Raw genomic sequence first — 13649 nt, 5'->3', positions numbered from 1 at the left:
GGCGCGTTTTCGTGCCGCTGGTCCTGTCGCCAGTCATTTTCGCCACACAGGTAGTTGTAAGCTTCACGACGGCGGACAGCGCATGCACCCGGTCGTTGGCTCCAATGCCGGCTTTGGTTGTGTTCAATCTGGCCGCTTTGGCATTGCTCATCCTGGTCATGATCCTGTCCCTCGCCAATCGGCGCGTCGTCGGAAATGAAAGCAGCGAGGACTTGAAGGACCTTCATGATCGTGGCCACGGACGAACCGCCTTCCTCGTTCAGTTCGGACTGAGCACGAGCATCTTGTTCGTTTGCGTATCGCTCATCCAACTGACAGCCATAGCGCTGCTGGGCACGTGCGTCGGCTTCGCGCCCTCGGTTTGATCACGGCGGCGATTGCGTCGAGCGCTCTCGCGCACGCCGCGGATAGCAACCCCGACGCCGGTTGGAGCTTCGAGCCCCTTGCCGGCACCATGCTGGGCCTTTCCATCATTCTCTATTCCCTCGGGCGATCCCGCATGAGCAACGTCCAGCGCCGGGCCGTCGCGCCGGCCTGGCGAGTGGCCTGTTACTGCGGAGCCGTCGGCATATTGGTCCTTGCGCTTTTTTCGCCACTGGACGCATTGGCGGACGAGAAGTTTGCCTGGCACATGGCGCAGCATTTGCTGCTCATGCTCCTGGCAGCCCCGCTGCTCGCGCTGGCCAATACCCATCTCGTTTCGCTGTTTGCCCTGCCGCTGTCACTGCGGCGAGTGGTCGGACGCTACGTGAGTGGCGCTCCCGGTATGCGCCAGGCGGGAACGCACCGCTTTTCGCCGCTGATTGCCGCGGTCATCTTCGCCGCCGGGCTTTGGCTATGGCACGCGCCGCGAATGTACGACGGGGCACTCGCGAACCCCGGGATCCACACGTTTGAACACCTAACGTTTCTTGTGACATCCGCGGTGTTCTGGCGGATGGTCTCGAACGCGGGAGATCGACGACTAGATCTTGGCAGCGCCATCCTTTTGACAGTGCTAGTCGGATTGCAGGCGAACTTGCTGGCCCTGTTGTTGGTTCTTGCGCCGTCGCCAATTTATTCAGCTTATGCCGCGAACGATTTGCACGACCAGCAAATTGGGGGCCTCCTGATGCTCGGGCCCGCATCGCTGATCTTCCTTGGGGCGTCGGTCCGCGCGATCTTCAGATTTGTCCAGGCGGGGCCAACAGCGAATCGTGCCCCCGAGGGCTTCAGGAAAACTTTACGAGACACGTAGCCAGGGCAGCCGACGTGGAATGGAAAAAGCACCGGCAAGGAAGCCGATCGCAATGCCAGCCGAACGAATATATTTTCGATAGGTGAAAACAAACCTTAGCCTCGGAGCTGAACGAACGTCCGCTTACTGCTCCGCCCGAGCAATCAGTGAACGGCAGCGATGGGCGCAAGGCGGACGGCGCGGCACTACCAATGGGATTCCCGAAAAAGGCTTTGCGATACACTTGCGATACACGGCGGGACCTGCCGGGGACGGCAGGATCGAAAAAACCGTTTGTTTTCAACGCCGGCGGCTGGTGGAGCTGAGGGGAATCGAACCCCTGACCTCTGCAGTGCGATTGCCGAGAAATTGCTTCCCGCGAAGCCCCATGTCTCTCGTAAATGGCAGATTTTAGCCACCAAAACTTCCCGGAAGTTCCCGCTAGCTTTTCCGTATTTCGTTCCGTATAAAGACGTCTGCAGTGTGACTGCAGAGAGGGAGGCTTTGCCGTGGCGGATCTCAGCAGGGTTAAGGATCGAGAGACACTCAAGCCGCGGCGCGAGCCCTATTGGCAACGACTGCGCCCGGGTTGCTTCGTCGGGTTCCGCGCGGCCACGCGTGGAGGCGCCGGCACTTGGATCGCGCGCGCATATGATGAGACAAAACGTTGCTATCGGCTCAAGGCGCTTGGCAGTTTCGGTGAGAAGCCGGCCAACGAGCGCTTCGCTGCTGCGAAGAAAGAAGCTGAAAGCTTCGCGACTGAGGTCGAACGCGGGAGCATATCGGAAGAAAAGGTCGAGACGGTAGAAGATGCCTGCAGGCGCTTCGCGAAATCTCGCGATGAAGCCGCCGGGCGATTCAGTCGCTATGTCTATTCCGACCCGATCGCTAAAGTGAAGCTAGCCAAACTGCGTCGCTCGCACGTAGCGGCTTGGCGAGCTCGCCTTGAAGCGACCCCTGCCCTCGTCTCTCGTCGCAAGAAGGGTGAGCCGATCACGCGCCCTCGATCTCCGGCTACACTCAATAGGGACATGGCGGTCTTGCGCACCGCTCTCGGCGCGGTTTTGCCGCTTGGTGCGCCGAACACGGAGTCTGCCTGGCAGGAACCGTTGAAGCCCGTAAAGAATGCAGTGAAGCGGCGCACGTTGTATCTGAATCGCGACCAGCGCCGGAAGCTGGTGGGGGCGGTCGATAGCGAGGCTGAGCCGTTCGTGCGTGCACTGTGCCTGCTGCCGCTGCGGCCTGGTGCTGTTGCAGCGCTAACTGCAGGCGACTTCGACAAGCGGACGTCCGAGCTAACAATCGGAAAGGACAAAGCCGGCGACGGTCGGCGCATCATCATTCCCACAGTTGCTGCAAGTTTGTTCATTGCCACCGGCAAGAACAAGCTCCCCGCGGCGACTCTGTTCACACGAGCGAACGGCAAGGCCTGGGACAAGGAGACTTGGAACGATGCGATCGGGAAAGCCGCGACGGCCGCGAAACTCCCACCGAACGTAACAGCCTACACTCTGCGGCACTCTACGATCACTGATCTTGTGACGGCGGGCCTGCCCTTGCTGACCATAGCTCAGATAAGCGGCACGAGCGCCGAAATGATCGAGCGACATTACGGGCATTTAGTGCGCGATGCCGCGACGGAGGCCTTGGCTGGGCTAGCTCTCTGACGATTTAAGGCGGTGAGCTTCATACCAGCTTCTGACTGATCTTCGTTCATAGTCGGCAACCGACTGCTGGTCGCTCAATCTATAGAGGATGATCCGACCCACGCCAGGTGCACCGGCTTTCCATCCGTCTGCAGCGATCGCGAGGTCTGTACGATCCAGCACCAACTTTCGCATGGCTCGAATGACTGCCTGGCGATGCTTCAACTCAGGGCGCGCAAGGTCAGGATACACGCGATGACAAAGGTCATCGACGTCGAACGCTCGGCCCGGTTCAGATTCGATCGCTGCGATGATGGTCCGCATGACATGGCCGGGCCCCTTGCTCATAAGTGTATTGTTTAAGCCTACGCTCTTCCCGTAACAATGCGCAAATTGCCGTCTGCCCCCGCCAATGCGGAGAATGACGATGGAAAAGCTATTGAGACTTCCGGAGGTCCGCGACCTCACCTGCCGGTCGACCACCCGGATCTATGCCGATATGGCAGCCGGAACCTTCCCTAAGCCGGTGCGAATTGGCGCGCGTGCAGTCGCTTGGCGCGAAACCGAACTTCGGGCGTGGCTCGAGCAAAGAATTGCTGAGCGCGAAGTGGCCTGAATCATGGCTGCGCCATTCAAGCGCCCCTGCCCACCCGACTTTCCGGTGATTTTCACGGAGTTCGGCCGGCTGGAATGCGAGGCGCACTACCAAGCGCGACGCACGACGGTAACTTTCTGGCTTGAGCAGTCCGGAAAGGAGCAGCTCATCGCTCGCCGCGCCGCCTTCGTAAGATTCCGTCGAGCCCAAGCACGAAGCCAACGCCGGACGGCGTCGAGATCCCAAGATGGAGGAAATTATGGATTCGCCACATAGTCGAACGGCGCCCTGCCAGGCGCCGCTCCCGTTCATCTGCGACCAAGCTAACGAACGGCTCTTAAATACAGGCGACTGCGCGAGCGTTCAAGCGAACCTAACGCCACCCCGCATCTTGGCTCTTCACTGGTTCAGGCCCGAAGAGCTGAGGTTGGCAGCATGACGCGCTTCATCACCGCAAACGAGGAGCGGCTTTGGGCTGCGATCGAGCCCGACACGCGATGCAATGAGCCCAAAGTGCACGAGCGAAGGTTCGGCGCTTACCTCGCTCCTTTCCGCACCGAACAGGAGGCAGTCGCAGCGCTCGTCGAAGCCGGCGGCACGATCGATGCCCTCAAACCACCGCCGAAGCCCGGGAGGATCGGATGAGCGCGCAACCAGATTGGCGCGCGGTCGCGGTCCGGATCCTCGAACAGCACCATCGTGAACTGAGCGCTGACGAGCTGGAGTTCGTGCGCTCCATGAGCTTGCGCAGGCATCAACCAAACTGGGGTCAGTCCGAATGGCTGCTCGAAATTGACCGCCGGGTAAGCGCCCCCGGTTGGGACGGCATGGCATGAACGCGGTCGATCCGGTCTATCTTCGGCGCGCGACAGAAGCCGACGAGGTGCCCGCCCTTCGGCAGCGCGTCGGGAATGCCGGCAAGCGCTGCCTCGGCAGGGCCGAACGCACCCGCAGCTGGGACGCCGGCGTCTTGATGCTCCGCGCGGCGCAAATTGCCTCGGTCTGGACCTGGGCGGCAGCAACGGAGGCCCAGCTCGAGGACGTCATTGTCCTACTCACCGCGTTGAACGTCGCTGCCGGAGCGGCCGAGCGATTGGACGCCTCCGATGCGTGACTTGGACGATGACGAACCGGCCGGACCGCAGCCATTCGGTCCGATCGAGGAAAAGGCCAGCGGAGAGCGGGCGCTGCGGAACGCGGCGCCATCCGCGCGGGCAACTGGGGTATTGCAGGTTGAATGGGCCGAAGAAATCGAGCCACATCTCAATTCCCTCTGGCTGATCAAGAAAACGCTGCCTCAGCAAGGCCTGGCGCTCATCTACGGCCATCCTGGCAGCGGCAAGAGCTTCCTCGCGATCGATTTTGCGATGCACGTCGCACTTGGTTGGAACTGGAACGGCCTGCGCACCCGCCGCGGCGTCGTTGTCTATGTGGCTGCAGAGGGACAGAAGGGTCTGCGCAATCGCATCGTCGCGTTCAAACGGCATTACGGACTCGCGGGCCCGATTCCACTCGCGCTGATCCCAACGCCGATCGACCTTTATAATTCGGCCGCGGATCAGGCAGCGTTGTGCGACGCGGTCCGCGCAGCGGCTGCTCGCTATGAAGAACCGCCGGCGCTCATTGTCGTCGACACAATCTCGAAGACCATAGGTGCGGGCAAGGAGAACACCGACGATCTCGCCGTGTACGTCGCCAATTGTGGCGCACTGGCCAGCGCCTTCGAATGCTGCGTCATTCCGGTTCATCATAGGCCAAAGGACGCTGAAAGTACGGAGCCGCGAGGACACGGCAGCCTCAAAGGCGGCATGGACACCGTTATTTTAGTCGAGGGTGGAAAGCCCAAGCGGGCGCGCATCACGAAGCAGAAAGACGACGAGGAGCGAGAGCTGCTTCTGTTCAACCTGCAGCCGATCGAACTCGGCAGTGATGATGACGGCGACGCAGTCAGTTCCTGCGTCATTACGCCAACTCTGGATCGGTTCGTCGAAGAGAGCCCGGTCGCCCGTAAACTCGGCAAGCTCAGTCCGAACTATCGCGTTGTGTACGACCAGCTCGGCAAGGCCATCGAAGCGGCGGGCGTAGCACCTCCTGCGGGCATTCCCGCGGACTTGCTCGGACGGTTTGTTGGAAAAGTCGTCCATCTGAGCGTCTTCTCAGACAGGGCGATCTCGGCGCTTCGGACAGCTGCGGACACTCAACCGGACAGCGCGAGGAAAACGTTCAATCGCGCACGTTCGAAGCTTCAAGCCATTGGCCTCATTGGTGTTTTCGATCAATTCGCATGGCTCGCCGCATGAGACGCCGGACACCCATCGGACACCGATCCGGACAGGGGCCGGACACCGGACAGGACAGGACAGGGGTATATAATACCCCGTCCACTGTCCGCACCGGGCAAAGGTGCGGCGAAAGGTTATTGCCAGCGGCTCTCGCGAAGAGCGGAAACGGCGGTGTTTCGCGTGTCGAAAGCGGCGCCTCCGAAACTCACGCCAGTCTCTATAGTGTGATAGATTTTATCCGCGCTCGGTATTCAGCATGGCTGTAGATTGACGGTATCACTGCATCCGTACTGCAGAGGTTTTCGCCTGCCTACAAAGCTGCGCAAGTCAGAAATACGGAAAGCATACGGAAAACGAGGGGTGGTTTTCGGCACTCGAGACGAGGTCAGATCACTTACGGTTGCACGGGAACGCGAGCTTTAGCGCGCGATCGACCTCGGCCATCGCAGGGCGATCCCAGCGCTCTGGATTTTCTCGAAGGTATTTGGTGACGACGGCCTCGACTTGGAGATTGCCGGACTGGGTGTCCATCGGACGGCATGTGTGGCCGATCAGCGCGATCTCGTCGGAGACCCCCATGATGTAAGCCTCACACGGGTCGAACTTCAGCGACTGATGTGCGCTGCACTCGTTCGCCAGGGTGCCGGCCGTCGTGCCGCTGTACACCATGCCATGCCTTTGGGCCGCCGCCGACGAAGCACCAAGCACCGCGGCGAGAGTCGCAGCCGCCATATCTCTCGATTTCATCGGCCAAGAATGCACGGGCCACCAGTCGTCGGCAAGCGCCCTTGCGTGGCGATGAAGGCCATATCCTAGTGAACCTACAACGTACGAATCGCTCGACGTAATCTCTCCCTACTGACAGCCGTCCTGGCTCAGCCCGGGACTGAAGAGGAGAGAGCGCCAATGTATTGCGATGTGCGCGGGCGGCCCGACCCAAACGGGCAATACGAGATCATCGACGGCAAGGTGAGCCTGCGTAACGGTGGCCACATGGGCTTCGAATTAGCCCTCATGGACAGCGCGCTTTTCGCACAAGGCGGCGCTTCCGCTTACGCAACTGATGCTGCCCGCCTTCTGCTGACTGACGCCGAGCAGGACATGATTGTCGCAAGGTCCCGGGAAAACCACCGCCTTAGCCACGCTTACATGGCATCACCGCCCGCGTTCACCGATCAAGATGCCGCGACTGCTCTGAATGCGGCAGCGCGGCAGAAGGCGGCCTATCGAGCGAGCATTGTCGCCGCGGAAGCTAGCATGCCTGGGCTCAAGGCAAAGTGCGAAGCTGCGTATCAGGCGTCGAAGGAAGCTCTGCGCACCGCCTACCGTCGATAGCAACCCTTCATCCCCTCACTGGAGGCGAACAAAATGGCCAAGAGTTTCGAAGAGCGCTGTCAGGCAGCAATGAAGCCCAGCTCTCGAGCGCCCGACGTGCGCGCTGTGCTCGAGGATATGGAAAACCTGCTCTCCGAGCTGAACGCGAAGGCGAGCGAATTTCGCCAGCGGTCGCTTGATCTCAACGTCAATGGAGACGAGGCGCGCATTGCGCGAGCCAGCGCCGACGACACAACGTTTGAAATCGACCGTCTTGAGGCGATCAAGCCACGCCTGCACGAGCGGCTAGAGCAGATCGAGGAGTGCGACCGGCAGCGCGCCGCGGACGAAGCTCGGCAGCGCCTTGCCGACGAAACCGCCACACTCGCCGCCAAGCTCGCCGACCGGTGGCCGGTACTCACCGGAGAATTGATCGAACTCCTCGGCGACTTGGAAGCAAACTCGCACGCGGTCGACGCTTACAACCGCGGGCAACCCCAGCATGCCCGGATTGTCTGCGCCGAGTTCCAGGCACGGGGTGTTACGGGAGCCTCCTGGCCGAACCTGGGAGGCTGGGTCGAGAGGCTTTTCACCATGCGGATCCCAGGACTCACCCAGCCGCGCGACGCGTGGCCGATCGATCATCAGGCGGCGATGGTGGCCGAAATGAATGCCCTTCAGCACGCGCGAATCATTGCGGCAAAAGAGCGGAGCTCGCCCGAAGCCCTTGAGGAGGCTCGACGACGGGAGGAGGCGCGCTGGACGCGATACGAGGTGAGCCAGAAGCCTTACCGGGGGTACATGATTAGTGGAATCAAGCACCGCGAAGGAACCTCCGGCGTGGCGCAGCATCCCATTTTCCTTTGGATGCACAACGGGCACCGGAAGGCCGCGGAAGAGCTTGGCCTCACGGTCGAACCATCTCCACTGGCGTCGTCCGCCAAGGCAGATGCGGCATGACCGCAAACCTTTCGAACGCATCGAGGCAGTGATGGCGACACGAGAAATCATCCTCGCGGTCGAAGAGCTGCGCTCTTCTCGCCTTGATGCGAACGCCATGTTCGATGTGGCCGCACCCATGATCGTCGATAACGAAGCTGACTGGTTCGACTGGTGGTGCCAGCAAATGGGCGCACGTGGACCTTTAACAGACGGCGCCGCTAAGGCCGTAGAATGATGAGCTTTGCCGCAGGTATCCTGAAGCCTGCAGGCAGGGGAGCGGGGACGCAACGCCCCGCGCGCCGGCGGCATCGAAGTGGCATTCTCTGCCGTCGGCGCATCTGCTCACACGGATCCCGCAGATGACCGTCGAGCCTATGGCAGTCCGCGATGGCGGCGGACGGCCATCCAAGTACGATCCCGCCTACTGCGAGCAAATGATCGGGCTTTGCGCCGAAGGAAAGTCGTTGGCTTACTTCGCCGCCAGCATTCGAGTGGCGCGTCGAACTTTGCGCAACTGGGCCGAGCAACATGCGGATTTCGCGGAGGCGATCGAGATCGCCAAAGCGTGCGCTTTGGCTTGTTGGGAGGATCGCGCTGCGACGGTGGGCGACGGCGATGGCGGTCCTGGCGCAGCTGCCATGGTTCAATTCATGCTCAAGAACTTCGGTGCAGAGGACTTCAGCGATCGACGTGAGGTCACGTATAGCGGCGCAATTCAGCACAACCTGACCTATGAGCAGGCGATCGAGGAAGCACGGCGCCGCGGTTTGCCGGAGCGTGTTTTGATCGCCGACAATCGCGAATGAGATCGGCAGCCGATCTGGCGATCCTCGAGGCGATAGCTGCGGGCGAAGCGCAGCGGGATTTCTGGGCATTTCGGCAGTTCATGGATCCGCAGATCGTCCTTGGCTGGTGGCAGCAAGATGCTGCTGAGCATCTCCAGCAGTTCGCCGAAGACATGATCGCCGGCAAGCGGCCCAAATTGATTATTCAGGCGCCCCCACAACACGGCAAGTCGGAAACCGTTGTCGACCTCATCGCGTGGCTCTCGGGCCGCGCGCCAGACACGCGTACAATCTATGCGAGCTTCAGCGAGAGGCTCGGCATCCGCGCCAACATGGCGCTGCAGCGAAAGTTCGAATTCGAGCGGTTCCAGAAGGCCTTCCCCGATTTGCGGCTTAATTCCATGAACGCCGTGACGCGGGGGCTCGGCCAAGCGCTGCGCAATCAGGAGATCATCGAATTCGTGGCCCGCAAGGGCTACTTCCGAAACACGACGGTCGGCGGCGCCGTAACGGGCGAAAGTGCGGATCTCATCGTGCTCGACGACCCCATCAAAGGCCGCGAAGAGGCAAACTCTGAAACCGTTAGGGACAAGGTCTGGTCTTGGCTCACTGACGACCTCCTGACGCGCTTCTCGAGTAAGTCCGGCTTGCTTTGCATTCTCACTCGCTGGCATGTCGACGATCCCGCGGCCCGGTTGGTAGCCACTGATCCGTCGATTAAGGTCCTCACCTATCCCGCCATCGCGGAAGCCGGCGACGATCGCGGTGCGGTCGACCAACAACATCGGCGGCCGGGCGAGGCCTTATTCCCCGAATTGAAGCCGCTTGAGATGCTCGAAGCGATGAAGCTCAAGATGGATCCCGGTTCTTGGGAGTCGCTCTACCAGCAGCGTCCGACGATCGCGGGTGGCAACCTGTTCAAGATCGACGACTTCCAACGGCACCGCCATGGCGAGGAGAGGCCATACAAGCGCCGGATGATCTTCGCGGACACTGCGCAGAAGACTGGCGAGCGCAACGATTATAGCGTCTTCCAGTGCTGGGGGCTCGGCACGGACGGAGTGATTTACTTGATCGACCAGGTGCGCGGAAAGTTCGAAGCGCCGGAGCTCGAAAAGACGGCACGCGCATTCTGGCGGAAGCACAAGCAGAACGAATGCACTGGCTACCTCACCTCATTCGGAATCGAGGATAAGACTTCGGGTACCGGGCTTGTGCAGCAACTAAAGCGCGGCGCCGATGCGCTCCCGATCAAAGCAATCAAACGCTCGACGGACAAGTACTCTCGCGCCCTCGACGTTCTTCCCTCGATTGCAACGGGCCTCGTTTCCATCCCCGCTGACGCTCCTTTCACGAAGGAGCTGCTTGGCGAGTTGGCTGCGTTCCCGTCAGGCGTGCACGACGACCAGGTCGACCCGCTGATGGATGCGGCGACCGAGCTGCTTTTCGGCTCCGGATATGATTGGTCGAATTTCTGATGCGCTTGCTGGTTGGAGGCCAAGGCAAACAGAGCATATCTCGGAAGCGAACCTACAGGCGATAACCGCCGAACCGTACATTTCGGTGCATGTCTAGGGTGCTCAAGGTCGCTGCAGTCGTCGTTGGCGTCGCCGCCTTGGCCGCGACAGGCATTGGGCTCGCGATCGGAACTGCCGCGACCGCATTTACGATCGGCGGAACGGCAGTCAGCATTGGAGCCCTTGCAACCGCTCTCTCTGCTGGAGCGGCCCTCATTAGTCTGGCGGCCGGCGTTATGGCCAAGCCTCCAAAGCTCAAGTCGGCAGGCCAGCAGCTGGATTGGGCGGCCGATCCCGCGACAGGCGAGCCATACGTCATGGGCAACGCGATGGTCGGCGCCTCGATCGTCCACCAGGCAAGCTGGGGCGACAAGAACCGTTATCTCGGCATCGTCGGCGTTCTGAGCCTCGGCACGATCGCGGCCTATAACGGCTTCTATGCCGACATGACTCCGGTCACGTTCAGCGGTCGAAACGCGACCGGCTACTACGCCAATTACCTCTACCTGTCGGATCAGCTCGGCGCGCAGCCCGAAAGTGCCGCGCTGACCATGACCGCGCCCGATGCCTCGACGATGCCGGACTGGGGGTCGGCCTTCAAGACGTCCGGTTTGGCGACCGTCGGGCTGGTTCTCGTTGCCGACATCGACAACGGCAAGGTCTATTCGGGCGGCACGCCGAAAATGACCAATCTGGTTCAAGGCGTCAAAGCCTATGATATGAGGTTCGACAGCACGGTTTCCGGCGGGTCCGGATCCCAGCGGGCGCTGACCGAATCCACTTACGCCTATTCGGAAAACCCGTGGGTGCACGCCGTCACCTATGCGATCGGGCGCTGGCAGAACGGCGTCCGCGTGCTCGGGCCGGGACTGCCGGTCAGCAAGATCGACCTCGCCGCCTTCATGGAAGCGGCAGCCGTCGCGGATTCGAACGGTTGGAAGATCAGCGGCATGATCGCCTCGACCGATCCCAAGTGGGAAGCGCTCAAGGCCATCTGCCAGGCCGGTGGCGGCTATCCGATGCCGACCGGCGCGCACCTGTCCTGTCTCGTCAATACACCGAAGATCAGCCTTGCGACCATCACCGAGGCCGATGTCAAAGGTGCGGTCTCGGCGCCGCAGATGTTCACGCGCCGGCAGCGGCTAAATGGGGCGATCCCGCGTATTCGCTCAGCCAACCACGGCTGGGAAATCGTCCCTCAGGTCGCGGTCCGCAACTCGACCTATCTGACAGCCGACGGCGGGAACGCCGCCACTCGCGAGTTCGAATTCGCGCTCATTGCCGACAAGGGGGATGGCGCGGGCTTCAACCAAGGGGCGCAGATCGCCGCCTACGAGGTCGCCAACACCCGCGAACTGTCTCCGATCAGCGTCGAGCTCGGCTACGTCTGGTCGCAATACAAGCTCGGCGACTGCCTGACGCTCAACCTGCCGTCGGCCAACCTGGCGAGCCGCAAGTGCGTCGTGATTGGGCGCACGCTCAATCCGGCTCGCAACACCGTCACGCTCATCTTCCGGACCGAGGACGACGCCAAGCACGCATGGGCGCTGGGCCTCACCGGAAGCGTCTCAGTCGCGCCGACGACGACGCAGGCGCATGGGGTTGGCGACCAGAACACCGTCCACCCGGGGGCCAATATCGCGGCGCTGGGTGACAGCAACCGGGCTCGCTTCAGCTTATACGAGAAAGGGACGCTTGGTTGGACTTATTACAATCCCAATAGTCTCACGCTGACCGATTGGGGGACCAGCGATGACGCCAACGGCCACCGGCTCAAGGCACAAGGAACATTCACGGCATCTGGCCAGCAATTCGCTCTCATCTCTGACTCGTACATCAGCGGAAACAAGAACTTCCGCTATCCGGTGACGCCGGGCGAGCGCGTTTTCGTCAGCCTCTTGCTCGATATTTTCGGCGGCTGGGATTACGAGGTCAAAGTCTCATGGCGCGCCGATGATGACACCGAGATCACGTTCGACTCCGTAGAAACGGGTACCGGACCAATTCTGATCACCGATGACCATCGGTGCAGGAAGTTCCTGACGGTGCCTGGCGGCACCAGATACGCGGCGTTCCAGGCTTTCGCAAAGCAGGGTGGCCACGGCACCGGCACGTTTGCCATAGGGATGCGAAAGCCGATGCTTTGCGGTGCCGCGCTCAACCAGGTGGAAGAGCCCGCCTTCACGCCTGGCCCGAGCAGCGAATACGGTGCCGACGTCAGCTATTGGGTCGAGGGAACGCCGACGTGGACATTTGAATATGATTATACCGGAGCGGCGCTGCCGGGCGAGTTCAGCAGGGATTTTGGTTACAGCCTGAAGACGACCGCCGGCTTCGTCAGCAGCGGCGTGAGCTGGACCTATCTGGTTCAAGACGGCACCGCGAACGGCAAGACGGTTGTTGACGGCGAGCAGAGCATGAGCGGAAGCGGGGCGGGCACGCTGACGATCAGCAGTCTCTCTGTATCCGCCGCGACGGTGAAGGTTATGGCGCGCATCGGGGGCGTCCTGCGCGGCACCTTCACTCTGAAGCTTAACCAGCACCTCAACGCCGCGCCTGTCGGCGGTAGCACGACCGGCTCGGGTGGCACGATGCCGATCAGCAAGTCGTCGGGATGGACGCCGATCGCTTCGGGCTCATTTGCGAGCGTCAGCGGGCCGATGTCGGGGACCATGCCCGCCGGCAAAACGACCGCCAACGCTGGTGGGACGCTCTACGCGCGGCCTGGTTCTGGCGCTCTGCCCGGCGACGGCTGGAACATCGAGGCCAAGCTGCAGCGCAATACCGGCACGTCAGGCTCTCCAATCTGGACCGACGTTGGAAGCGTCGTGACGGGCACGTCGTCGGTCGAGGCTGATCCAGAAACAGGGCACGTGTACCGCAACCCGGCAACTCTCGACTTCAATATCAACGACACGGGCCGCACGGCTGGCTCGACCTACGATTGGCAGATCGTCGGCCGGATCAACGGAACCGGTTCGACCAACACGACCCAAAGTCACGCCATCAGCGGCACCATCACGATTGCGGCGCCATGATCATTCTGAAGAACCCTGACACGGACGAACGGGTCAGCCTCGATGCCGCGGCTGACGCCGATTTCGGAACGCTCGGCTATGAGGGTTGGGTTCTTGATGCCGTGCCCATCGAGGTACTGAGAGAACAGAAGCAGGCCGCGGTCGAGGCCCTTCTCGCGCAAAAGGAAACCGGGACCTGCCTCACGCCCGTTGGAACCGTCAAAATCGACGAAGCGAGCAAGCTGAGGATCACTGGCGCCCTCAGCCTCTGCCGCCTGCAGGCTGGCGCTGAGGCCGGCTAAGTGAACCTACAGCGGCGTCCTTCTCCGCCATAT

17 protein-coding genes are annotated in these 13649 nt (G+C 61.4%); 15 read left to right on the top strand and 2 right to left on the bottom strand.

Annotated elements, in window-relative coordinates; genetic code table 11:
* Positions 1-104 precede the first annotated feature (104 nt).
* The 3 genes from V8192_RS05790 to V8192_RS05780 all read left to right on the top strand — a co-directional run bounded on the left by V8192_RS05790 (position 105) and on the right by V8192_RS05780 (position 2883).
* Positions 105-365 carry a hypothetical protein gene (locus tag V8192_RS05790; protein WP_341632094.1) on the top strand — a complete coding sequence of 87 codons (261 nt, stop codon included), beginning with the start codon at positions 105-107 and terminating at the stop codon, positions 363-365.
* Positions 366-454: 89 nt separating this feature from the next.
* On the top strand, positions 455-1237 hold the full coding sequence (locus V8192_RS05785; RefSeq protein WP_341632309.1) for a cytochrome c oxidase assembly protein: 783 nt from the start codon (positions 455-457) through the stop codon (positions 1235-1237).
* A 488-nt stretch (positions 1238-1725) separates the two neighbouring features.
* Positions 1726-2883 (top strand): tyrosine-type recombinase/integrase, encoded by a 1158-nt coding sequence (locus tag V8192_RS05780; protein ID WP_341632093.1) that lies wholly within the window; start codon positions 1726-1728, stop codon positions 2881-2883.
* Here V8192_RS05780 and V8192_RS05775 read toward each other — a convergent pair.
* Positions 2872-3210 (bottom strand): hypothetical protein, encoded by a 339-nt coding sequence (locus V8192_RS05775; RefSeq protein ID WP_341632092.1) that lies wholly within the window; start codon positions 3208-3210, stop codon positions 2872-2874. The two genes, V8192_RS05780 and V8192_RS05775, sit on opposite strands and share 12 nt — an antisense overlap.
* A gap of 79 nt (positions 3211-3289) precedes the next feature.
* Here V8192_RS05775 and V8192_RS05770 point away from each other — a divergent pair, with 79 nt between their 5' ends.
* The 5 genes from V8192_RS05770 (at position 3290) to V8192_RS05750 (ending at position 5757) form a co-directional block, all read left to right on the top strand.
* A complete protein-coding gene (locus V8192_RS05770; RefSeq protein WP_341632091.1) occupies positions 3290-3478 on the top strand; it encodes a helix-turn-helix transcriptional regulator in 189 nt (62 codons plus the stop codon).
* Positions 3479-3892: 414 nt separating this feature from the next.
* Positions 3893-4102: a hypothetical protein gene (locus V8192_RS05765; RefSeq protein WP_341632090.1), complete on the top strand. Its 210-nt coding sequence runs from the start codon at positions 3893-3895 to the stop codon at positions 4100-4102.
* Positions 4099-4293, top strand: a complete 195-nt coding sequence (locus V8192_RS05760) for a hypothetical protein (RefSeq protein WP_341632089.1) — start codon at positions 4099-4101, stop codon at positions 4291-4293. Before V8192_RS05765 ends, V8192_RS05760 begins: the two co-directional genes overlap by 4 nt.
* Complete coding sequence (locus V8192_RS05755) at positions 4290-4571, top strand: hypothetical protein (RefSeq protein WP_341632088.1); 282 nt, start codon at positions 4290-4292, stop codon at positions 4569-4571. The genes V8192_RS05760 and V8192_RS05755 overlap by 4 nt, the downstream gene beginning before the upstream one ends.
* A complete protein-coding gene (locus V8192_RS05750; protein WP_341632087.1) occupies positions 4564-5757 on the top strand; it encodes an AAA family ATPase in 1194 nt (397 codons plus the stop codon). Before V8192_RS05755 ends, V8192_RS05750 begins: the two co-directional genes overlap by 8 nt.
* Before the next feature lie 372 nt (positions 5758-6129).
* Here V8192_RS05750 and V8192_RS05745 read toward each other — a convergent pair whose 3' ends face one another.
* Entirely contained in the window at positions 6130-6486 is a 357-nt protein-coding gene (locus V8192_RS05745) for a Rap1a/Tai family immunity protein (RefSeq protein WP_341632086.1), read from the bottom strand.
* 159 nt (positions 6487-6645) lie between these two features.
* Between V8192_RS05745 and V8192_RS05740 the strand changes: the two genes are divergently transcribed.
* The 7 genes from V8192_RS05740 to V8192_RS05710 all read left to right on the top strand — a co-directional run bounded on the left by V8192_RS05740 (position 6646) and on the right by V8192_RS05710 (position 13616).
* Positions 6646-7074 carry a hypothetical protein gene (locus V8192_RS05740; protein WP_341632085.1) on the top strand — a complete coding sequence of 143 codons (429 nt, stop codon included), beginning with the start codon at positions 6646-6648 and terminating at the stop codon, positions 7072-7074.
* 33 nt (positions 7075-7107) lie between these two features.
* Positions 7108-8013: a hypothetical protein gene (locus V8192_RS05735; RefSeq protein ID WP_341632084.1), complete on the top strand. Its 906-nt coding sequence runs from the start codon at positions 7108-7110 to the stop codon at positions 8011-8013.
* Positions 8003-8230: a hypothetical protein gene (locus V8192_RS05730; protein ID WP_341632083.1), complete on the top strand. Its 228-nt coding sequence runs from the start codon at positions 8003-8005 to the stop codon at positions 8228-8230. Before V8192_RS05735 ends, V8192_RS05730 begins: the two co-directional genes overlap by 11 nt.
* Positions 8231-8369: 139 nt before the next feature.
* Complete coding sequence (locus tag V8192_RS05725) at positions 8370-8801, top strand: hypothetical protein (protein WP_341632082.1); 432 nt, start codon at positions 8370-8372, stop codon at positions 8799-8801.
* Complete coding sequence (gene terL, locus V8192_RS05720) at positions 8798-10258, top strand: phage terminase large subunit (RefSeq protein WP_341632081.1); 1461 nt, start codon at positions 8798-8800, stop codon at positions 10256-10258. The genes V8192_RS05725 and terL overlap by 4 nt, the downstream gene beginning before the upstream one ends.
* Positions 10259-10347: 89 nt before the next feature.
* Positions 10348-13335 (top strand): hypothetical protein, encoded by a 2988-nt coding sequence (locus tag V8192_RS05715; protein ID WP_341632080.1) that lies wholly within the window; start codon positions 10348-10350, stop codon positions 13333-13335.
* Positions 13332-13616: a hypothetical protein gene (locus tag V8192_RS05710; protein WP_341632079.1), complete on the top strand. Its 285-nt coding sequence runs from the start codon at positions 13332-13334 to the stop codon at positions 13614-13616. The genes V8192_RS05715 and V8192_RS05710 overlap by 4 nt, the downstream gene beginning before the upstream one ends.
* Positions 13617-13649 lie beyond the last annotated feature (33 nt).

Origin of the sequence: Sphingomonas agri, assembly GCF_038148795.1 — a bacterium.
In the GTDB taxonomy this organism is placed as follows: Bacteria; Pseudomonadota; Alphaproteobacteria; order Sphingomonadales; family Sphingomonadaceae; genus Sphingomicrobium; species Sphingomicrobium agri.
The sequence above is the reverse complement of the archived record's forward strand: the minus strand, read 5'-3'. Positions and strand labels throughout refer to the sequence as shown.